Annotated in this window: 19 protein-coding genes; 9 read left to right on the top strand and 10 right to left on the bottom strand. The window is 60.8% G+C overall.

Annotation, left to right across the window (positions count from 1 at the left end):
* Positions 1-21: 21 nt before the first annotated feature.
* Positions 22-1812 carry an ABC transporter transmembrane domain-containing protein gene (locus IG629_RS18345; protein WP_193173376.1) on the bottom strand — a complete coding sequence of 597 codons (1791 nt, stop codon included), beginning with the start codon at positions 1810-1812 and terminating at the stop codon, positions 22-24.
* A gap of 126 nt (positions 1813-1938) precedes the next feature.
* Between IG629_RS18345 and rpmE the strand changes: the two genes are divergently transcribed.
* Both rpmE and IG629_RS18355 read left to right on the top strand, forming a co-directional pair.
* Positions 1939-2157 (top strand): 50S ribosomal protein L31, encoded by a 219-nt coding sequence (rpmE, locus tag IG629_RS18350; protein WP_028467674.1) that lies wholly within the window; start codon positions 1939-1941, stop codon positions 2155-2157.
* Between the two features lie 228 nt (positions 2158-2385).
* Positions 2386-2853, top strand: coding sequence for an Hsp20 family protein (locus IG629_RS18355; RefSeq protein WP_193173377.1), 468 nt, complete (start codon positions 2386-2388; stop codon positions 2851-2853).
* A gap of 277 nt (positions 2854-3130) precedes the next feature.
* Here the strand turns inward: IG629_RS18355 and IG629_RS18360 are convergent, their stop codons facing one another.
* The 3 genes from IG629_RS18360 to IG629_RS18370 are packed head-to-tail and all read right to left on the bottom strand — an operon-like array spanning position 3131 to position 9748.
* Complete coding sequence (locus IG629_RS18360; protein ID WP_193173378.1) at positions 3131-3739, bottom strand: glutathione S-transferase family protein; 609 nt, start codon at positions 3737-3739, stop codon at positions 3131-3133.
* Positions 3736-8289, bottom strand: a complete 4554-nt coding sequence (gene gltB / locus IG629_RS18365; RefSeq protein WP_226886917.1) for a glutamate synthase large subunit — start codon at positions 8287-8289, stop codon at positions 3736-3738. Before gltB ends, IG629_RS18360 begins: the two co-directional genes overlap by 4 nt.
* Before the next feature lie 16 nt (positions 8290-8305).
* Entirely contained in the window at positions 8306-9748 is a 1443-nt protein-coding gene (locus IG629_RS18370) for an NAD(P)-dependent oxidoreductase (protein ID WP_193173379.1), read from the bottom strand.
* Positions 9749-10099: 351 nt separating this feature from the next.
* Between IG629_RS18370 and IG629_RS18375 the strand changes: the two genes are divergently transcribed.
* From IG629_RS18375 to IG629_RS18390, 4 genes are all read left to right on the top strand, one after another.
* Positions 10100-10900, top strand: coding sequence for an undecaprenyl-diphosphate phosphatase (locus IG629_RS18375; RefSeq protein ID WP_193173380.1), 801 nt, complete (start codon positions 10100-10102; stop codon positions 10898-10900).
* Positions 10901-10994: 94 nt separating this feature from the next.
* Positions 10995-11846 (top strand): fumarylacetoacetate hydrolase family protein, encoded by an 852-nt coding sequence (locus IG629_RS18380; RefSeq protein WP_193173381.1) that lies wholly within the window; start codon positions 10995-10997, stop codon positions 11844-11846.
* 4 nt (positions 11847-11850) lie between these two features.
* Positions 11851-12741, top strand: coding sequence for an MBL fold metallo-hydrolase (locus tag IG629_RS22975; protein WP_193173382.1), 891 nt, complete (start codon positions 11851-11853; stop codon positions 12739-12741).
* A 111-nt stretch (positions 12742-12852) separates the two neighbouring features.
* Positions 12853-13833 (top strand): FkbM family methyltransferase, encoded by a 981-nt coding sequence (locus tag IG629_RS18390; RefSeq protein ID WP_193173383.1) that lies wholly within the window; start codon positions 12853-12855, stop codon positions 13831-13833.
* A gap of 19 nt (positions 13834-13852) precedes the next feature.
* Here IG629_RS18390 and IG629_RS18395 read toward each other — a convergent pair whose 3' ends face one another.
* The 4 genes from IG629_RS18395 to IG629_RS18410 form a co-directional block, all read right to left on the bottom strand.
* Positions 13853-14464 carry an NUDIX hydrolase gene (locus IG629_RS18395; protein ID WP_193173384.1) on the bottom strand — a complete coding sequence of 204 codons (612 nt, stop codon included), beginning with the start codon at positions 14462-14464 and terminating at the stop codon, positions 13853-13855.
* Between the two features lie 446 nt (positions 14465-14910).
* Complete coding sequence (locus IG629_RS18400) at positions 14911-15369, bottom strand: MmcB family DNA repair protein (protein ID WP_193173385.1); 459 nt, start codon at positions 15367-15369, stop codon at positions 14911-14913.
* Positions 15370-15379: 10 nt separating this feature from the next.
* Positions 15380-16729, bottom strand: coding sequence for a pentapeptide repeat-containing protein (locus IG629_RS18405; protein ID WP_226886919.1), 1350 nt, complete (start codon positions 16727-16729; stop codon positions 15380-15382).
* Between the two features lie 188 nt (positions 16730-16917).
* Positions 16918-17865 (bottom strand): hypothetical protein, encoded by a 948-nt coding sequence (locus IG629_RS18410; protein WP_193173387.1) that lies wholly within the window; start codon positions 17863-17865, stop codon positions 16918-16920.
* A 346-nt stretch (positions 17866-18211) separates the two neighbouring features.
* Here IG629_RS18410 and IG629_RS18415 point away from each other — a divergent pair, with 346 nt between their 5' ends.
* The 3 genes from IG629_RS18415 to IG629_RS18425 all read left to right on the top strand — a co-directional run bounded on the left by IG629_RS18415 (position 18212) and on the right by IG629_RS18425 (position 19884).
* On the top strand, positions 18212-18934 hold the full coding sequence (locus IG629_RS18415) for a protein phosphatase CheZ (RefSeq protein ID WP_193173388.1): 723 nt from the start codon (positions 18212-18214) through the stop codon (positions 18932-18934).
* Positions 18935-19124: 190 nt separating this feature from the next.
* Entirely contained in the window at positions 19125-19589 is a 465-nt protein-coding gene (locus IG629_RS18420; RefSeq protein WP_193173389.1) for an Hsp20 family protein, read from the top strand.
* Between the two features lie 79 nt (positions 19590-19668).
* Positions 19669-19884, top strand: coding sequence for a hypothetical protein (locus tag IG629_RS18425; protein WP_193173390.1), 216 nt, complete (start codon positions 19669-19671; stop codon positions 19882-19884).
* 47 nt (positions 19885-19931) lie between these two features.
* Here IG629_RS18425 and ptsN read toward each other — a convergent pair whose 3' ends face one another.
* Together ptsN and hpf are read right to left on the bottom strand one after the other, a co-directional pair.
* Complete coding sequence (ptsN, locus tag IG629_RS18430; protein ID WP_193173391.1) at positions 19932-20396, bottom strand: PTS IIA-like nitrogen regulatory protein PtsN; 465 nt, start codon at positions 20394-20396, stop codon at positions 19932-19934.
* A gap of 97 nt (positions 20397-20493) precedes the next feature.
* Entirely contained in the window at positions 20494-21072 is a 579-nt protein-coding gene (gene hpf, locus IG629_RS18435; protein WP_193173392.1) for a ribosome hibernation-promoting factor, HPF/YfiA family, read from the bottom strand.
* Positions 21073-21129: the final 57 nt, after the last annotated feature.

Here is a 21129-nt window from a genome sequence, read left to right on the forward strand (position 1 = left end):
CGCGAAGGGTCGTCGCGCGCCCTACTCCGCCGAAATCGCCATCCCCGCAGCCGCTGAATCCGCGAACTGTAGCTCGGCCAGATGGCGGTAGAGCGGGTTGCTCTCAAGCAGCTCGGAATGCTTGCCTTCGGCGATCAGGCGGCCGTCTTCCAGCACCAGGATGCGGTCCGCTTTCAGCACCGTGGCGAGGCGGTGGGCGATGACCAGCGTGGTACGGCCCGGCATGATGGCTTCGAGCGCCTTCTGCACGGCCCGCTCGCTTTCGGCATCGAGCGCGCTGGTTGCTTCGTCCAGCAGCAGGATGACCGGGTCGCGCAGGATGGCGCGGGCGATGGCGATACGCTGGCGCTGGCCGCCGGAGAGGCGCACGCCTTTCTCACCAAGGTGGGTTGCGAAACCTTCCGGTAGGGCCTCGATAAAGCTTTTCGCATTGGCTGCCTCGGCGGCGGCGATCACCTCTTCATCCGCCGCATCCGGGCGGCCGTAGCGGATATTCTCCATCGCATTGTCGGAGAAGATCACCGGCTCCTGCGGCACCAGGCCGATCAGCGAGCGGAAGGCGCGCGGGTCGGCCTCCGTCAGATCGACTCCGTCGATCCGGATATGCCCCGCCTGCGGGTCGTAGAAGCGCAGCAGAAGTTGGAAGATGGTCGACTTGCCGGCGCCGGACGGGCCGACGATGGCGACCCGCTCGCCGGGCTTCACGGACGCGGTGAAACCGGAAAGCGACGGGATGTCCGGCCGGGCCGGATAGCAGAAGTCGACATCTTCAAAACTGACCAGCCCCTTTGCCGGATCGGTCAGGGGCACAGGATTGGCCGGTGCGGAGACGTCGCTCTCCGCCTGCAGGAGGCCCATTAGACGTTCCATGGCGCCTGCGGCCCGCTGCAGGTCGCCAAGGACCTCTGAGAGGGCTCCTGTGGAGCCTGCGACGACGGCAGCATAGAAGACGAAGGCTGAAAGCTCGCCCGCACTGATCCGGCCGGCCAGAACGTCCCGGCCGCCGATCCAGAGAATCACGGCGATGGAGCCGAAGACCAGTGATATGACGATAGCGGTAAGAGCAGCGCGGGCCCTGATCCGGCCGAGGGCGGCACTCAACGCATTCTCGACCCGGGAGCCGAACCGCTCGCGGTCCACCGGCTCGTGCGCAAAGGCCTGGACCGCACGGATCCCGTAGAGCGTTTCCTCCGCGTAGGAGCCGAGATCAGCCACCCGGTCTTGGGTATCGCGGGACAGCCGCCGCACCTTGCGGCCAAGCACGATGATCGGGATCACCACGATGGGCACGACCAGCAGGACATAGCCGGACAGCTTGGCACTGGTGATCAGCAGCATGACCAGCGCGCCACAGAACAGCAGCGTGTTGCGCAAGGCGATGGAGACGGAGGAGCCGACCACGGTTTGCACCAGCGTGGTGTCGGTGGCCAGGCGGGACAGCAGCTCGCCCGTGCGAGTGGTTTCAAAGAAACCGGGGCTGAGGGAGATCACATGGTTGAACACGGCCTTGCGGATATCCGCCACCACACGCTCGCCGATCCAGGAGACCAGGAAGAACCGCGCATAGCTCGAACCGGCCAGCAGAACGACGACGCCCATCAGGACGATCACCGCTCCGTCCAGCAATGCCGGATCGCCTGCGGAGAATCCCTTGTCCACCAGCAGGCGCAGCCCGTTGCCCATGGCCAGCACCGTGACGGCGGCGACGATCAGCGCGACCGCGGCACCGGCAACCTGCAGCCGATAGGGCCGGATGAACGGCAACAAAGCCCTCAGGGGACCAAGATTGCGCCGGCTATTCTGTTCGCTCATATCGGATTCCCACAAAAACAGGTCCCTTCGCCCTTGCGCTCGGTCCCTGTCTCCTTTATATCGTCGCGCTCTTATTCACGGATTGATACCCGCGCCCATGAACGCTCGGGGGCAGGAGTACGAAAAATGAAGGCTGATATCCATCCCGAATATCACGCGATCACAGTCGTGATGACCGATGGCACCGAATACCAGACCCAGTCGACCTGGGGTAAAGAGGGCGACGTGCTTCGGCTCGAAATCGACCCGCTGACCCATCCGGCTTGGACCGGCCAGCACCGGATCCTCGACAGTGGCGGTCAGGTTGCGCGCTTCAACAAGCGCTTCGCCAACCTCGGTATCTAATACCAAGACGAATTGCCGCAGGCTTCGGCCGGCGGAAACTGAACGGGCGTCCTTCGGGGCGCCCGTTTTTGTTTGCGTATTTTTCCCTCTTGAATCCGTTTTCCCGCTTTCCCAGATCTTGGTCAGCGCCGTTGCCACCTTCGGGACGGTGCAATGAAACGCCACCCGGCCAGCGATATGGCGGGTGACAGATTGACGACCATGTTGCTTGGAAAGGATATGGATCCAATGCGTACGATCGATTTTTCTCCGATGTTCCGTAATTCCGTCGGTTTCGACCGCATGGCGCAGCTTGCCGATGCGGCACTTCGCGCGCCTGCCACCGGCAGCCAGCCAGCCTACCCGCCCTACAATATCGAGAAAGTCAGCGAGGACGACTACCGTATCTCAATGGCTGTCGCAGGATTTGCCGAAAAGGATATCGACGTCACGGTGAAAGAGAACTCTCTCATCATCACCGGCAAGGTCGAGAAGACCGAGGATGGCGAGGGCCGGGAATTCCTGCATCGCGGCATCGCCGAACGCGCTTTCGAGCGCCGGTTCGAGCTCGCCGACTTCATCAAGGTGACCGGCGCCAATCTGGAGAATGGCCTGCTCCATGTCTCCCTCGTGCGCGAAGTCCCCGAAGAGGCGAAGCCGCGCAAGATTGAAGTACGGCCATCCGTGAAGGCCATCGAAGGTAAGAAGGCGGCCTAACCCCCCACCGCTTTCTGCCCCCCGAACAAAGAATGCCCGGACCGCCTCCACTCGGTTCGGGCATTCTGTTTTTTTGCTCCGTCACCGCCCGAGTTCGATGAAATTTCATGAAAGACAGGCGCGCCCGACGATCGGTGGATCCCGACCTGCGTCGGGATGACGATTGCTTGTGGCTAATACTTAGCGAACTGTCAGACAGGAAATCCTCAAGCGCCCACCCCCTCCCCGTCATCCCGACGCAGGTCGGGATCCACGGACGGCAGGGTAGAGGCCGGTTTCAAGCAGCGACGGGCTGCAGCTCCAGCGCCGTCTCGCAGCGTGCAATCCAGGCTGTGAGGTTTGGTCGGACCGACAGATCGAAGCCACCCTCTCCGGCCAACCGCGTATAGGCCAGTAAGGAGATGTCGGCCACGGTAAGGGTCTCGCCGACAAGGAAGCTCTTGCCCGCGAGCTGGCTTTCCATGTGATCCAGCGCCTGCTCGCCCCGCTCCACCCGCCAGGCTTCCCGCTGATCGGCGGATTTTCCCTGATAGACCATGTGGAAACGGCAGACGGCGGCATAGGGCTCGTGGCTGTACTGCTCCCAGAACAGCCATTCGTTCACCTTGGCCCGCAGGAACGGATCCTGCGGCAGCAAGGCCGTATTCTCAGCCAGATAAAGCAGCACAGCGTTCGACTGGGCCAGCGTTTTGCCGCCGCCGAAATCAACTGCCGGCACCTGTCCCGCCGGGTTCACCGCCAGGAAGTCCGGTGTCCGGCTTTCGCCTGTCATGATGTCGACATCGACAAACCGGTAGCCGAGGCCGAGCCAGTCCGCCGCATAGACGATCTTCAGACAATTTCCGGAACGCCGGTCCCCATAGAGCGTGAATGCGGGCGCGCTCACGCACGCTTTTCCCGGCTGGAATAGCTGAGCGGCTGCGGCAGGCGGGCAATCATTTCCTTCGGCACGACCTGCCAGAAATGCCCAATCTCCTGCCCCCAGTTGATCAGCAGACGCTCGGCGAAGCGGGATTGAGTCTGCTCCACATGCTCCTGCACCAGACGCTTCAGGGCCGCTTCCCAGTAATCCGTCTCGATCCGCTGCCAAAGCACCGACTCCGGATTGACGTTACGCTCGAAACTGCCGTCCGAATCGTAGATGAAGGCCATGCCGCCGGTCATGCCGGCGGCGAAGTTCTCGCCCACCGGGCCAAGCTGCACGACGGTTCCGCCGGTCATGTACTCGCACCCGTTCGAGCCGCACCCCTCGACCACCGCATCGGCGCCGGAGTTCCGAACCGCAAACCGTTCACCCGCCTGACCAGCAGCGAAGAGCTGCCCCGCCGTCGCCCCGTAGAGCACGGTGTTGCCGACGATGGTGTTCTCGTTCGAGGCAAAGCGTGCCGCCGTCATCGGCCGAATCACGATCGAGCCACCGGAGAGGCCCTTGCCGACATAGTCGTTGGCATCGCCGAACACTTCCAGCTTCAGGCCCTGCACCGCGAAGGCACCGAGGGACTGGCCGGCGGAGCCGCGCAGACGCACGGTGATGTGCCCCGGCTGCAATCCGAACATGCCGTATTTCCGGGTGATCCGGGAACTGAGCTTGGTGCCGATGGCGCGCAGCGTGTTGGCGATATTGTAGGTGAGCTGCATTTTCTCACCGCCCTCAAGCGCCGGCTGCGCATCCTTGATCATCTGCGCGTCCAGCGTCTCCGGCACCTCGTTCCGGCCTTCGACCGCATTCATCACCGGCAGCCCGCCACTGTCGGCGCGCACCAGAATCGGGTTCAGGTCGAGATCGTCGAGGGACGGATCGCCGCGGCTGACCTGATGCAGCAGGTCGGTCCGGCCGATCACTTCTTCCAGCGACCGGACACCGAGTTCGGCGAGAATCTCACGCACTTCCTCGGCCACGAAGGAGAACAGGTTCACCACCTTTTCCGGCGTGCCGTCGAACTTGGCGCGCAGGCTCTGGTCCTGGGTGCAGACCCCGACCGGGCAGGTGTTGCTGTGGCACTGACGGACCATGATGCAGCCCATCGCCACCAGAGAGGCGGTGCCGATACCGAATTCCTCGGCCCCGAGAATGGCGCCGATGACCACGTCCCGGCCGGTCCGGAAACCACCGTCGACACGCAGCGAAACCTTGTGCCGGAGCCGGTTCAGGGTAAGCACCTGATGCACCTCGGAGAGGCCCATTTCCCACGGAATACCAGCATACTTGATGCTAGTCTGCGGGCTGGCGCCGGTACCGCCGCCATGGCCGGAAATCAGGATCGTGTCCGCTTTCGCCTTGGCGACACCGGCGGCAATCGTGCCGATGCCGGAGGAAGCCACCAGCTTCACACAGACGCGCGCATCCGGGTTGATCTGCTTCAGGTCGTAGATCAGCTGCGCCAGATCCTCGATCGAATAAATATCGTGGTGCGGCGGCGGCGAGATCAGGGTCACGCCCTCGGTCGAGTGCCGCAGCTTGGCGATCATGGAATTGACCTTGATACCCGGCAGCTGTCCGCCCTCGCCCGGCTTCGCGCCCTGGGCGACCTTGATTTCAAGCTCGCGGCAATTGTTCAGGTACTCCGCCGTGACGCCGAAGCGGCCGGAGGCGACCTGCTTGATGGCCGAGCTCGGATTGTCGCCGTTCGGGCGCGGCTTGAAGCGCGCAGGATCCTCGCCGCCCTCACCGGAATCCGACTTGGCGCCGATCCGGTTCATGGCGATCGAGAGGGTCTCGTGCGCTTCCGGACTGAGCGCGCCGAGAGAGATGCCCGGCGCCACCAGCCGCTTGCGGATCTCGGTGATGGAAGAAACATCTTCCAGCGCCACTTCCTCGCCGGTCGGCTTGAAGCCGAGCAAATCACGGAGATTGATCGGCTTCTGAGCGTAGATCTCGTTCGCGTACTTCTTGTAGAGGTGATAGCTGTCCGTCGCGACCGCGTGCTGCAGGGCATGCATCATCGGCCCGTCGAAGGCATGCCGCTCGCCCTGGCGGCGGAACCGGTAGAGCCCGCCGATCGGCAGCGTCACCACGGTTTCGTCGAACGCCTTGCGGTGCTGTTCCAGCGCCTTTTTCTGGATGCCGGGCAGGCCGAGGCCGGAAATCCGCGAGGACATGCCCGGGAAGAACCGGGCGACCAGCGAACGGGACAGCCCGACGGATTCGAAATTGTAGCCGCCGCGATAGGAAGACAGCACGGAGATGCCCATCTTGGACATCACCTTCAGGATGCCGTCCTGGATCGCTTTACGATAAGCGCCGACACAGTCGCTGAGCGTCTTGTCGCCGAACAGCCCGCGGGCATGCCGGTCCGCAATCGCTTCCTGCGCCAGATAGGCGTTCACCGTCGTGGCGCCGACACCGATCAGCACACAGAAGTAATGCGTATCGAGGCATTCGCCGGTCTGCACATTGACCGAGGTGAAGGTCCGGAGCTGCTGGCGCACCAGATAGGAGTGCACCGCACCGGTAGCCAAGATCATCGGGATCGCCGCCCGCGTCGCGCAGATCGCCTTGTCGGAGAGCACGACATGGGTGCAACCGCCGCGCACCGCGTCTTCCGCCTCGCGCTGAATCCGGTCGATGGCTTCCGCGAGCGCTGAGTCACCGCCGGAGACGTCGAAGGTGCAATCGATCTCCTCCGCCGTGTCGCCCATATAGTCCCGCATCGCCTGGAACTCGGCGTTCGACAGGACGGGGGATTCAAGCAACAGGTGTTCGCACTGCTCCTCGGTCTCATCCAGGATGTTGCCCAGATTGCCGAGGCGGGTCCGCAGGGTCATCACCCGGCGTTCGCGCAGGGAATCGATCGGCGGGTTCGTCACCTGGCTGAAATTCTGCCGGAAGAAATGGTGCAGGCCGCGGTATTTCTCGGACAGCACCGCCAGCGGCGTATCGTCCCCCATCGAGCCGATGGCTTCCTTGCCGCCATCCGCCATGGGCTGCAGGATCAGTTCCATATCCTCAAGCGACCAGCCGGAAACCACCTGGCGGCGGCGCAGGTCGTCGCGCTCCAGACCCGGCTTCTCCTCGTGGTGGCTCTTGATCAGCTTGTCGATCTTCGTGCTCTGCTTGATCCACTTGCCGAACGGCCGGGAAGAAGCGAGATGCGCCTTCAGCTCGGCATCGTGGTAGAGCTTGCCGCTGACCAGATCGACCGCAATCATCTGGCCCGGATCGAGCCGGCCCTTCTCGATGATGTTCTTGTCCTTGATCCGCACCATGCCGGTTTCGGACCCGGCGATCAGCAGGCCGTTATCGGTGACGCTGTAGCGCATCGGGCGCAGGCCGTTCCGGTCCATGCCGCCGAGCACCCAGTGCCCGCCATAAGCGGCAATCGCCGCCGGGCCGTCCCACGGCTCCATGACCGCGTTGCAATAGGCGTAAAGGTCGCGCAGTTCCTGGGTCAGGTTGCCGCCATCGGCGACCGCCTCCGGGATCATCATGCTCTTCACCATGGGCAGAGACCGGCCAGCCCGGACCATCAGCTCGAACACCGCGTCCAGCGCGGCGCTGTCAGAGCTGCCGTCCTGGATTACCGGCTTGATGTCCTCGATCTCGTCGCCGAACGTATCCACAGCCATACGGGTCTCGTGACTGCGCATCCAGTTCCAGCAGCCTTTCAGCGTGTTGATCTCGCCGTTATGGGCAAGCACGCGGAACGGCTGGGCAGCGCGCCAGGCCGGGAAAGTGTTGGTCGAATAACGCTGGTGATAGATCGCGAAATTGGAGACGAAACGCTCGTCCAGCAGATCCGGGAAGAACTCGGAAACCTGCTCGGCCAGGAACATGCCCTTGTAGATGATCGACCGGCAGGACAGCGAACAGATGTAGAAATCGGTGATGTTTTCGGCCAGCGCGGCGCGCTCGATCCGGCGCCGGATCAGGTAGAGATCACGCTCGAACTTGGTCTCATCCGCCCCGGCAGGACCGGAAACCATGATCTGCTCGATTTCCGGCCGGGTGGCGTTGGCCTTCTCGCCGATCACCTCGACATTCACAGGCACCTGGCGCCAGCCATAGATCTTGTAGCCGCGCGAGAGAATCTCTTCCTCGACGATACAGCGGCAGCGTTCCTGCGCCGCCAGATCGGTACGCGGCAGGAACACCATGCCGACGGCGATCAGACTGTCGCCTACCGCCTGCCCGGCACGTTCCACATGCTCGCGGAAGAAGTCCTGAGGGATCTGCAGATGGATGCCGGCGCCATCACCGGTCTTGCCGTCCGCATCGACCGCGCCCCGGTGCCAGATCGCCTGCAGGGCCTGAATGCCGGCCTCGACCACGTCGCGCCGCGGGGTGCCGTCGATGGAGGCAACGAAACCGACGCCGCAATTCTCGTGCTCGTCCGCCGGGTTGTAGGCGTGGGCGGCCTCAAGCCTCTCCACATTCGCCTTCCAGTCAGCCACGAAGGCGTCGCCGCCGGTCATCGGAAATTGGTTATCCTGTTTCATATCGATCACCCTCGGCTCAGGAAGCGAGATCGAGCGCGGCGTTGGCCTGTCGCTCGATATAGGCATGCATTTGATCGGCAACGTCACGACCGTCACGAACGGCCCAGACCACGAGAGACGCACCGCGCACGATGTCACCCGCGGCGAAGACGCCGTCGAGGCTGGTCATCATGGACGAGAAGTCGATCGAGAGAGTTCCCCAGCGGGACACCTTCAATTCTTCCTCGCCGAACATGGTCGGCATGTCCTCCGGATCGAAGCCGAGCGCCAGGATCGCCATGTCAGCCGGGATCGTGAAGCTGCTGTCCTCGACCACTTCAGGCGCCTGACGCCCGGTCGCGTCCGGCACACCGAGATGAATGCGGTGGCACCGCACACCGTCGACAACATCGTCGCCGGTGAAGGCCTCGGGGGCCGACAGCCACATGAACTCGACGCCTTCTTCCTCGGCGTTCTGAACCTCGCGCTGGGAGCCCGGCATGTTGGCCTTGTCCCGGCGATAGACGCATTTCACCGATTTGGCGCCCTGGCGAATGGCCGTGCGCACACAATCCATCGCCGTGTCGCCGCCGCCGATGACGACGATGTTCTTGCCCTCGGCATTCAGACTCCCGTCCTCGAAAGCCGGAACGGTGTCGCCGAGCCCCTTGCGGTTGGAGGCCGTCAGATAATCCAGCGCCGGATGGACATTGCCGAGACCGACGCCCGGGCATTTCATATCCCGCGCCTTGTAGACGCCGGTGGCAACCAGAACCGCGGCGTGTTTCTCGCGCAGCTCGGCAACGGTGATGTCCTTGCCGACATCGACCCCGGTATGAAAATGAATGCCGCTCTCTTCCAGAACCCGGGTGCGTCGCTGGACGACGTCCTTCTCCAGCTTGAAATTCGGGATGCCATAAATCATCAGGCCGCCGATCCGGTCGTACCGGTCGTAGACATGCACCTGATAGCCGCGCTTGCGGAGCTGCTCCGCCGCCGCGAGCCCGCCGGGGCCGCCGCCAATGATGCCGATGCTTTCCTTGCGCTCGGCAACCGGTTTCACAGGCTTCACCCAGCCCTGCTCGAAAGCGGTCTCGGTGATGTACTTTTCAACGGAGCCGATAGTGACCGAGTCAAAGCCCTTCTCGATCACGCAATTCCCCTCGCAGAGACGATCCTGCGGGCATATACGGCCGCAGATTTCCGGGAAATTGTTCGTGGCGCTGGAGATCTCGTAAGCTTCTTCCAACCGGCCTTCGGCCGTCAGCATCAGCCAGTCGGGGATGTTGTTGGAAAGCGGGCAATGCACCTGGCAATAGGGCACGCCACACTGGGAGCACCGGCTCGCCTGCTCTTGCGCCTGATCCTCGACGAACTCGTCATAGATCTCGCCAAAATCCTGCCGCCGGTCTTCGGCGTCACGCTTGGCCGGCATCCGCTTCGCGGTGTGGACGAATTTCAGCATACGGTCGGTAGTCATTGCGCTCTCTCCCGCGGCCCTTCGGGCCTTATTCCTCTTCAGGCTTGCACCGCCCGAATTGTCTTTCGGACGTCACTATACCTCATTGGGGAGCGCCTATCTACGGAAAGGAACCGAAAAGGTCAATAGTTAGGACTAATTTTCTTGGCCAACACGGGTGCGCTTGCGACGCACGGCAGCATGCGCAAACCACGATCAATATTTAGTCTCGATTCGAGACTTTATGCCATATTCTTTCTGTCGCAACGGGATGTTATAGTCTTATTCACGCTACATGCAGGAGATCGGGGGCTCCGGCGACGGTCGCGAGTTTCCTTACACCCTCGACAAAACCAAGACCGGAGCCTGACGGTGCCGATACTTCATCTGGCTATCCTTGCCCTCGTTCAGGGCATCACCGAATTCCTGCCCATCTCCTCCAGCGGTCATCTTGTCCTCGTCCCCTATGTGATGGAATGGCAGGATCAGGGTCTCATGCTGGATATTGCTGTCCATGTCGGCACGCTCGGCGCCGTGATGGTCTATGCATGGCGCGAGATCGGCATGATGCTCACCGGTTTCTGGAAACTGATACGGGGGCGTGTCGATCAAGGCACCCGGCTGATGCTGCAAGTCATCCTCGGCTCTATCCCGGTGGTCATTGCAGGTTACGCCATTGCCAAATATGCCGGCGGCATGTTGCGCAGCGTGGAAATCATCGGCTGGACGACACTCGGCTTCGGCCTGCTGCTCGGCCTGGCGGATCGGGTCGGCATGACGGTACGACGCCTTGAACACATGAGCTATGGCGGCGCCCTGGCCATCGGCTTGGCACAGGTCCTGGCTCTGATCCCCGGCACCAGCCGCTCCGGCATCACCATGACCATGGCGCGGTTTCTCGGCTTCGAGCGGGCCGACGCGGCACGCTTCTCCTTGCTGCTCTCAATCCCGGCAATCGCCGGCGCCGGGACCCTCTCCGGCATCGAGCTCTGGCAGAGCGGCGATGTCAGCCTGACCCGCGACGCCTTGACGGCGGCAGGCCTCGCCTTTGCCTCCGCCCTGGTCGCGATCACCCTGATGATGGCCTGGCTGAAACATGCCGGGTTCATGCCCTTCGTGGTCTATCGGATCCTGCTCGGCGCCCTTCTGCTCTATCTGGTTTATGCCGTCTGACGGCACTCATTGATGCCGGATCGGGCATCGACCGCAGCCGGCGGGATTTCTAGACTTCCGACAAAATCACACCGAAACGCCAGGGAGGCGGCATATGAGGTTCGCGACGTTTGAATTGGATGGCAAGACGGTCTGGGGACTGGCAACGGACAAAGGGCTGCATGCGGTCGATGCCGCCACACTTGCCCGCTACCCAAGCCTGAAGGCCGCCATAGCCGCGAACGCACTGACCGGGATCGCCGCCGCCCTTAAAGACAGCGCCCCGTCGGTCTCCCTGGAGGACGCACACTTCCTTCCAGTCATTCCCGATCCCGAGAAAATTCTTTGTGTCGGCCTGAATTACGAGGCGCACCGCATCGAGGGAGGTTGGCCGGAAGTAGAGCATCCGACGATCTTCGCCCGCTTCGCCAACACGCAGATCGGCCACCGCGAGCCGCTGATCAAGCCGAAGGTTTCCGACATGCTGGATTACGAGGCGGAGCTTGCCGTCGTCATCGGCAAGCCCGGGCGGCATATCACCGAGGCTGACGCGATGGACCATGTCTCGGGATACGCCTGCTACAATGAAGGCAGTGTGCGCGACTGGCAGCGCCACACCACCCAGTTCACGCCGGGCAAGAACTTCATCGGCACCGGCGCTTTCGGACCGTGCCTGGTGACGAAAGACGAAATCCCGGACCTTGGCCCTCTGGTAATGGAAGCGCGGCTGAACGGCGAGGTCATGCAGCACACGAAGCTGGATGACCTGATCTTTTCCATCCCGCGCCTGATCAACTACATCAGTACCTTCACCGAGCTGGTACCGGGCGATGTCATCGTTACCGGCACACCGGGCGGGGTCGGCTCTCGCCGGGACCCGCAAGTCTGGATGAAGCCGGGCGACGAGATCGTGATCGAGATCGACAAGATCGGCCTGCTGTCCAACACCATCGTCTCGGAAGCCTGACCCGGTGGCGACGGTCATTCCCTTCGACCGGAATTTCGAGCCGCCCTATGGCGTCATTGAGCGGCTCGCTCCCGGTCTCCGGCGGATCGTCGCCCGGAATCCCGGCCCCTTCACCTTTCGGGGAACGGCGACCTTCATCGTCGGCGAGGGGAATGTCGCCGTCATCGATCCGGGACCGGATCTGCCCGATCACGTTCAAACACTGCTGGCCGGGCTCGGTGACGAGACTGTGACGCATATTCTTGTCACCCATACCCATCTCGACCATTCACCCGCTGCCGCCGCACTGAAAGCAGCGACAGGCGCACCGACTTATGGCTTCGGCCCGCACGGCCGGGGGCCGGACGGCATTGAGGCCGGTGGGGACGCGGAGTTCTCGCCGGATATCGTGCTGCGGGATGGGGACCTGATAGACGGAGAAGGCTGGCGGCTTGAGGCCCTCCATACGCCGGGGCACACCTCGAACCACCTGGCCTTCGCCTGGCCGGACCGGCAGATCCTCTTTCCCGGCGATCTGGTGATGGGCTGGTCGACCAGCGTGGTCTCACCGCCGGATGGTAATATGGGGGATTACCTCCAGAGCCTTGACCGACTGCTCGAGCGGGACGACGAGATCTATTGGCCGACCCATGGCGGGCCAATCCGGAACCCGAAACCGTTTGTCGAGGCGTTCATCGCCCACCGCCGGGACCGGGAAGATGAAATCCTCGCCTGCCTCGGGGATGGCCTGGAATACATTTCAGACATGGTACCGGCGATCTACGCCGATGTGCCGCCAGCCGTACATGGCGCCGCCGCACGCTCCCTTCTGGCAGCCCTGATACACCTCGTGGAGAGTGGACGGGTGCACTGCGAAGGCACCGCCGATGAAGAGAGCAGGTTCATCTTATCTTAAGTATATTAATATTAATTTTCCCGGCTTGTGCCGTTTTGCACATGACGCATGTTTTACAAAACGAGCAAGAGCCAGGCTGCGCGCCTCTTCTCTGCGATCAGGGTATATGGCTTGAGCCAGGAAAACACACCGCCTCCCAGCACACACGATCAGATTTGGACTTCGGTCCAGGTCGCTGAGAACTCAGAGAACTTCGATATAGCGGAAGAAATCCTGTCAAAAGCAATCAGGCAGCGGATATCTCCCGAACATACTGCCCTCTATCTTGGCGAACTTGCGCTAATCAATCTTGCACGCAAGCGATACGACAAGGTGCTGGACATCTGCGGAAGCTTGCTTGGCGGGGACTCAGAGATTGAAGCGCGACACCCAAATCTCCATTTCAATCTGCTCGCCTGCCTGGAGATCGCGACATTTCTGCAGGCGGGGGGCGATGTTGCCGAGGTTCCCTTCCATGGCCACACCTTGAGGTTTGCGATCTCCGGCCAGAACAGCGAACTCGAATTTCAGCATATCCGGCAAAAACTCTACGAACCGGAAGAGGTCGAGCTTATTCTGAAGCATATGGGCGAGGAGGATATCGTCCTCGATCTCGGGGCGAATGTCGGGAACCATGCCATCGCACTGGCGACGGCCCGCCCCAACGCAACGATCCATGTCTTTGAGCCGATCAAGAAAACCTGCGAGCTCCTGCGCCGGAATATCGCCCTCAACGGCCTGACGAATATCGACGCGTCAAATCTCGATATCGCCGTCGATTCCGAAGACGGTTTTCTCAACATGGTGCAGCGAATCAATCTGGCGAGCAGTCGCGAAGCCAACGAAGGCATTGGCCCCGCCATTCCAAAACGCGCTTTAAGGTCGCTTTGGCCGGAACGGGTCGATTTCATTAAAATGGATGTGGAAGGCGCAGAACTGCGCATCATCAAATCGGTGCTCGACCTCATCCGCAGAGACCGCACCAAAATCATCCTCGAATGCTACAAAACCACGGTAGAGCAGGATTTTGCCGACCTGGCCGAGCTCGGGCTGGAACAGATCGACTGCATTGAACGATCAGCCGTTTTCAACGTCCTCGTTCAGCCGAAATAACGACCAACCGGCCTGTCCCTCAGCTGTATCGGATATACGGGGAATCAGTCCGATAGCTGAAGAAGGGGTATGTTTCCTTCGGCACCAGGTTCTCCGCATAGCGGCGCTGTACCTCCAGCAACATGAACTCGGTCACGTCCACGAGGGGGAGCTTCAGGGCTTCTGCCAGAGGGAAAAAATCAAGGTCGCTCAGCTCACCGCTGCCGCCAAGCTCGCCGGACATGTCATCCGCCCAGGCGAAGAAAAACCGGGCATTGAAGCGGGCCTTGCGTTTTGCCGGTGTGATCGCATGGCCGACGTAGCCAAGCTTGCCGAGATCGGGCGCAATGCCACGCTCGGCGAAATCCATCCACGTCTCGTGATTGGTCGCACCGACATCGGCCGCCCCCGCAAGCAACAGGCCGGTTTCTTCAAATGTTTCCCGAACCGCGGCCACGGAGAATCCCCGCGCACGTCGCTGATCTTTGGAAATACGGGTGAGAACATCGGGGGCGAGATCGCTGGCGAAACCGACAGAGCGGTCCGCGGCATCGACCTTGCCGCCCGGAAAGACGAAAACACCGCCGAAGACAGCTTTCCTGGCTCGTCGCCCCATCAGGACATCAAGGCTATCATCTTGACGCCGGAGCACAATCAGGCTCCCGGAATCCTTCGGGCGTACGGGCTTCTGTCCAGGCTCGGCGAGGCTGGGGAGGGATTTCGGCGGGGCGCGTCTCATGGGAACTCATAAACCAAGCGTCATTGATAGCGCCCAGTCTAGGCCGGTTGGAGCAAGACCTCCAACCCCGATCGGCACGCCCTTCCGAAAGGGCAGGTTTTAGAGGTTGTTCATCGCGCCGTAATAAGCGACGGAACCGAGCAGGCCGAGAATGCCGGCGCAGGTCAAAAGGGTCTGGGTGATGCTGAACTGGTTCATGTTCGTGTTCCTTTCAGAGGTGAACGAATGCACAAACCGAATATAGATCGCGAAGAGCCATGCAAGATTCGCATATATTGCAACGCACAATTGCGAGAAAAACATGGGTATCGAAAATTAAACGCCATTAATGCAAAAACAAGACGAATGTATAGACTCTCCTAGGCTGACACCCTCGGAACCTCCTGAGAGAAATCCATCAAAACAGAAAGGCGTCTCGCCGCCGTTCTCGCCAGCTTCAGGGTAAGGGACTTGCGGCGGGCGGCATTCAGTTTCGTCAGCTCCGCTTCCCGGGCAATCACGGCGTCGTACTGATCCGCCAGGATCAGACCGCAGCGCGGATCGTCCGGCAGGATCTCACGCGGAAAACCGGGCGCGACGGCGAAATAAAAACGGTCGCAGAAATCGAGATACTCATGCCATTTCCCGTCAGCATGATAATCGGCCGGGTCGGACTTCACCTCAACGACAGCGATGCCTCCGGATGCGTCGATCGCCATAACGTCAACCCGGCGTCCCGTGCGCAACGGCATCTCGGTCACGTGGCACCAGTCGAGATTGGTGAACAGGCGCGTCACCCCACGGGTGACCTGAAGGGTTATTTCCGGTCTGACCAGCATGCCGGCGCCGTCAGTCGAGGCGGAGATTGGTCGCTCCGCGCGTATCCGCCCCCGAGAGGTCCGCGCCACGCAGGTCCGCGCCATCGAATTCGGCATCGCGGAGCACTGCACCCCGCAGGTTGCAGTCACGCAGATCCGCGCCGGTGAAAACAGCACCGCTCATCTCGGCCTGATGGAAATCACCGCCGCGCAGAACGGCTTTGTCGAACCGGGCGCGGTCGAAATGTGCAGGCCAATGCTGCGTCTTCGCTCCCACGATCTGCACCGGGCTTGCCTGCACACCAACAAGCCGCGCCTCCATAAGGTTCGCGCGGCGCATGGTGGCTCCGCGCAAATCCGCATTGGACAGATCTGCCGTCCGCATATCTGCCAACGCCATGTCCGCCATCAGCAGATTGATGCCGGAGAGATCGGCCCCCGTCAGGACGCTGCATTCCATATTCGCCGCCGCCAGGTTCAGGCGACTGAGACTCTGGCGGCTGAGGTCTCGGCGAGCCAGATTGGCCCGCTCGCCCTGCTTGCCGTTGCTTTTGATCCAGACGTCATGGCGCACCATGATATCCGCCATCTCCGGGCCGAGGGCATCCAGCAGCTTCGGCATCCGCGCCAGACGGAACTGCGGATCGCCTGGATTCATGTTCGAGAACACCGCCCCGGCGAGGTCCGCATCCGTCAGGTCCGTACCACTGAAAACCGCGTTGTAGAGGATAGCGCCGTTCAGAATCGCGCCGGTCAATACAGCCTCGGTCAGGTCGGCACCTTCAAGGTCCGCGCCTGTCAGGTTTGAATGGCTGAGATCCGCGCGCACGAAGCGCGTGTTACGCAGCTTCGCATCGGTCAGGTCGGTCTGCACGATGAAGGCGTTTGAAAGCCGGGCCCCGCTCATGTCTGCCCGGGTTGCGTTGGCAACAGCCAGATCCGCATCCACGGTATTGTAGGTCACCGCGACGAGATTGCCCTTGTTGTCCGGCTTCAGCAGAACCCCGTCCCGGAGATCCGCCTCCATCAGCAAGACATCGCAAAGATCGGCACCACGCAGGCAGGCGCCACGGAGATCGGCTCTGGAAAGGTCCGTGCCTTTCAGGACGGCCTCGCGCATGTCGCAGGCGAAAAGGTTCGCCGTCTGCAGGTTTGCCTTCTCAATATTGGCGTTTCGCAATGAGGAGCCGGACAACTCGGCCCCGCGCAGGTCCTTGCCGGCAAGGTCCATATATTTCAGATCGTAGCCAGGCAGATTTGCGCGCGCGCCACCGGTCTGCCCGCGCAAGAACATGCCGTGGCGCTCGATAATGTCTTCGAGCTCCGGAGCAGAAATTTGCCTCAGGGGAAGATCGCCGGTCGCGGAAGCGCCGAGATCCAAACGTTTCTCCGATGCCGCCCATGCGACTTCGGACGGGATACCCGTCACCGAATCGTTGTCAGGGTCTTGTCCTGGCAAGAAGCGCGCCTACTCTCCAACTCTGTGCATCGGCATGAAGCCTGAATGCGGGTCCTTCAGTAAATTGTGTTTTGAGCGCGGATTGCAAAACAATAGTGACGGAAGAGGCGTTACATCCAGTCCTGAGCTTGCGGAAAATTATACGCCACAAACCTGTAGGTTGATTGCACCGCCTCACGAATTCCCTTGGAACGCGTCGAGAGATCAATGTCCCAGGTCTCAATCACTTCATCCCAAATCATGATCTTCTTGTGCAGTTCATCCCGCATCTCGCGAATGAAGTTGATCTGCTTGTCGTAGCTTCTCAGCACCGTGAGGATTTCACCGGTCTGGGCATCGACCTGATCGAAGATGAAACTGAAGTCCCTGATCGGAGGCTCCATCAGGGTCCGCACGCGCTGCACCTCACTGATGAACTGTCTGTCACCTCGATGCAGGGCGATCACCTGAACCAGCTTGGACTGGATCGCGCTCGCATAGGTGAAACGGTCACGCAGGGCTTCGATATAGGCAAGCTCGCGGGCGACCCGGTCAACCAGGTCGAGCACTTCCTGTTTACGCTCCTTGCCGAGGCCCAGCTTTTCGGCAATGTCGGCAACGCCATTCTGGATGCGCGCCTTGGTCTCGGGCTTTGCCAGTTCGGCCTGAATATCCGATTCGGCCATTGAGACATCTTCGCCGGAAACCCATTTTGCGATCTGGGCCATAAGACGGTTCTTGGCGCGTTCGAGATGCTTTTCATCAATCGACCAACTGGCCGAGCCATCGAGCAACTCGCGCGGGATGGTATCGCCAGGTCGGATATCCTTGACGTAATTCAACCCCTTACGGACCGAATCGAGCAATTTCCCATCCTGGGAATCCTCATCGATACCGAATTCCGTGCACAGTGACTCGAGCGGAACCGACGCCTCAAGATCGCCGACCTTCACACGCAAGGCCGGAATCCGATCCTGACCGGTCAGCATGAAATGCGCGCCGTTAACCTTGAAAATTTTATGCTCGAAAGCGAAGTGCGTGGATGGGTCCAGCGCGCCTTCTTCTTCAGCAGCGGTCATTTTCGCTCCAGATCACAGGGCCTAGGGCCGGTCGCCCCTGTCCAACCATGCCGTCATACGCCAGAAGATTGAACGAATTGCTAACATTATTATTAATCTAAACCAACGTATGCCTTCAGCAGAACTTTGATAGAGAAAATTGATTAACGGAAAATTAGGAACGCTCAGGTTATGGTGTAATCTAATTAGAGTGGTGTCGCGCAGAGTAAAGATCGAGCGCACCCTGAGGTCTAACAAGTGCTGAGGTCGCGCCGTGGGTGATGCTAAGGGAAGAGTTTTCTCGGTGGAGCGCCGCGCTCAAGAACGCGGACATCCGGTCCAATCGCCAGTCGCCGAGAAGGATGTCATGGCATCTTTCTCTTCCAGCGCGTTCGAACAGGCTCTTCTCGCCGAGATTTCGAGCCTGAGAACCGAGCTTTCGGAGATTCGCAAAGCCGTTGGAATGGGCGCACCGCCCCCGGCACAAGCACAGGCACAGGCGCCTGAACCGTCCGAGCCGGACGAACAGCCCCTGGAAATGACCGACATCGACCACGATCTGCGGATCGAGATCGCGCAGATGGTCCGGTCTATCGGCAAGGCCAAGACCCAGATCGCGGCGATCAAGCACCCGATGTCGGCGGAAGACCAGATGCAGACCGCCTCCCTGCAACTGGATACGATCGTACAAACGACGGAAACCGCGACCAACGAGATCATGGAATCGGTCGATGCCATCGAAGGCACCCTGAAGCAGATCCACGGCTTCACCCTCGATGATCCCGAAGTCCAGCAACTGATCGATCAAGCATCCAATCAGCTGATTTCGATCATCGAGGCCTGCAGCTTCCAGGATCTCACAGGACAGCGGATCAATCAGGTGGTGAAGACACTGCGCTTCATCGAGAGCCGGATCCTGGCCATGATCGATATCTGGGGCGGCCTTGAGGCGTTCAAGGATCTGCCGATACCCGAGGACGAAGCCGGCGTCAGTGAAGGCATTTCGGAAGAAGAAGAAGGCCTCCTCAACGGCCCGGCACTGGGCAGCCAGGGCCTCAGCCAGGACGATATCGACGCCTTGTTCGACTAGGTGGCCTGCCAGAGGCTGTCCACATATGCATCTTCGGAACCACTGGAAGCCATTGGACGGCGCCGGGATCTTGATCCGGGCGCGTCGATCACCTACATGAAGTAGGCGCGTGATCAATGAGGATGCGCGCCCTGAGTGCCGCGTCGCGGGCTCGAAGATCGTCTCGCTCATGCCATGAGGGGTTGGTCCCATGTCACGCATGTCAGTTTTCAATTCTCCGCTCTTGCTCGGCTTCGATCATTTCGAGCGGACGCTCGACCGGATATCCAAGTCCACGGCCGACGGGTACCCGCCCTATAATATCGAGCAAACCTCGAGTGACGGCCTCCGCATCACGCTTGCCGTAGCCGGTTTCGGCTCCGACGAACTCAGCGTGCAGATCGAGGACAATCAGTTGGTCATTCGCGGGCGGCAAGTCGAGGAAGACGACAGGATTTACCTGCATCGCGGCATCGCCGCGCGTCAATTCCTGCGCACGTTCGTCCTGGCGGAGGGTATCGAGGTCCAATCCGCAGACCTCGACAACGGTCTCCTTCATATCGATCTCCGCCGGCCGATGCCGGAGGTGAAGGTACAAACGATCGAGATCAATGCCGGGAAAAAACCGTCCACATCGGGCACAAGAAAGAAGCTTGATGTCGAGCGGGCGGACTAACGTCCGTCGACCTGTAGAATAGCAATCAGGACTTCAATAGGACATTGTCCGGAATACGGAGATGTAAATGGGAAGCGAAATGACCGAATCTAACAGCGTGCGCCAACTGAATTCGCGGGACTTCGCCGCACTCGGGCTGTTCGATATCGCTTTCGTTAAGCCGGTAACCAGTGACGGCGAAAAGAATTTCGAAATCCGCACCGCGGATGGTGAGCTGGTCGCCGACGCGCCGAGTTGGGAGGCTGCAGTCTCCCTGATCGCCGAGAACGAAATGCAGGCGGCCCGCATCCACTAGGACGCGGACGCGCCTGAACCATTTAAAAATACTGAATAACGGAAAGATCAGGCCGCGTTACTGGCGGTCGCTTCGGTCAGAAGCGCATAGATCGCGTCGACACTGTCCGCGCCGCGGATCTTCTCGCAAACGCCTTTGTCTCGCAGCAGACGGGAAACCCGGGCCAACGCCTTCAGATGGTCCGCACCCGCGGATTCAGGCGCCAACAACAGGAAAATGATATCCACCGGCTTGTCGTCGATCGCATCGAACTCGACTGCACGGTCAGCGCGCGCGAAGACGGCATAGAGCCGGTCAAGCGACGGCAGCTTGCCATGCGGTATGGCAATGCCATTGCCCATGCCGGTCGTGCCCAGACGCTCACGCTCCAGAAGCACGTCAAAGATTTCTCTCTGCTCAAGTCCGGTCACATCGGCAGCACGGCGGGACAGCTCCTGCAGTGCCTGCTTTTTCGATGTGACCTTCAGATGAGGGAGAACTCCCTCCGGAATAAGGATGTCCGCGACTTCCATCGTGTCTACCCTGCTCTCGTTTCATATCTGGCACAGCGCAGGCTTTCTCCATCGCGGGAGCAGCCTGGGCACCGTACCGGCCCACAAAGGATCAGGCTCATCCCTGAGCCAGCCCCTTCGGATCAATCCAACCAATATTCCCGTCACTGCGACGGTAAATCACATTCAACTCGCCGTGCGCCCTGTTCCGGAACATCACGACCTGAAGTTCGCCGAGTTCGAGACGCATCACGGCTTCTTCAACCGAGAGGTCTTCGATCGACGTCGTCATTTCCGCGACAACCACCGGCTGCCACTCATCCTCGATCACGGGCTCCGCGGAAGCTTGGTCCGCTGCGAGGACATACTGCTGCGCTGCAACTTTCACGCCACCATTCCCGCGATGATGATCGCGGACCCGACGCTTGAATCGGCGCAGGCGTTTGTCGATATGCTCACCGGCTTTGTCAGCGGACGCGTAAGCGTCCCCCGCAATACCTTGACCGCGCACGAACATCTCGCGTCCGACATGGACCGCGATATCGGTGCGGAAACTATTTCCCTCCTTGGAAACGGTCACGCTTCCATCGAGAGGGTCACCAAAGTATTTCTCGGATATCGCAGTCACCAAACGCTCGATATGCTCGTTGAGCGCTTCGCTGATCTGGACCTGCTTGCCGTTAATCGATAATTGCATGCTTCTTTTCGCGGTCGATGAAGTCTGACCTGTCTATGCCCAAACCAAGGCTCGCAG

This window comes from Nisaea nitritireducens, from assembly GCF_014904795.1.
GTDB lineage: Bacteria > Pseudomonadota > Alphaproteobacteria > Thalassobaculales > Thalassobaculaceae > Nisaea > Nisaea nitritireducens.

Coding starts and splice junctions, on each gene's coding strand:
- rpmE (WP_028467674.1), top strand. CDS start 1,939: ATGAAGGCTGATATCCATCCCGAATATCACGCGATCACAGTCGTGATG.
- IG629_RS18415 (WP_193173388.1), top strand. CDS start 18,212: ATGGCATCTTTCTCTTCCAGCGCGTTCGAACAGGCTCTTCTCGCCGAG.
- IG629_RS18400 (WP_193173385.1), bottom strand. CDS start 15,369: ATGCTGGTCAGACCGGAAATAACCCTTCAGGTCACCCGTGGGGTGACG.
- IG629_RS18345 (WP_193173376.1), bottom strand. CDS start 1,812: ATGAGCGAACAGAATAGCCGGCGCAATCTTGGTCCCCTGAGGGCTTTG.
- IG629_RS18420 (WP_193173389.1), top strand. CDS start 19,125: ATGTCACGCATGTCAGTTTTCAATTCTCCGCTCTTGCTCGGCTTCGAT.
- ptsN (WP_193173391.1), bottom strand. CDS start 20,396: ATGGAAGTCGCGGACATCCTTATTCCGGAGGGAGTTCTCCCTCATCTG.
- IG629_RS18380 (WP_193173381.1), top strand. CDS start 10,995: ATGAGGTTCGCGACGTTTGAATTGGATGGCAAGACGGTCTGGGGACTG.
- IG629_RS18410 (WP_193173387.1), bottom strand. CDS start 17,865: ATGACCGCTGCTGAAGAAGAAGGCGCGCTGGACCCATCCACGCACTTC.
- IG629_RS18355 (WP_193173377.1), top strand. CDS start 2,386: ATGCGTACGATCGATTTTTCTCCGATGTTCCGTAATTCCGTCGGTTTC.
- IG629_RS18425 (WP_193173390.1), top strand. CDS start 19,669: ATGACCGAATCTAACAGCGTGCGCCAACTGAATTCGCGGGACTTCGCC.
- IG629_RS18370 (WP_193173379.1), bottom strand. CDS start 9,748: ATGACTACCGACCGTATGCTGAAATTCGTCCACACCGCGAAGCGGATG.
- gltB (WP_226886917.1), bottom strand. CDS start 8,289: ATGAAACAGGATAACCAATTTCCGATGACCGGCGGCGACGCCTTCGTG.
- hpf (WP_193173392.1), bottom strand. CDS start 21,072: ATGCAATTATCGATTAACGGCAAGCAGGTCCAGATCAGCGAAGCGCTC.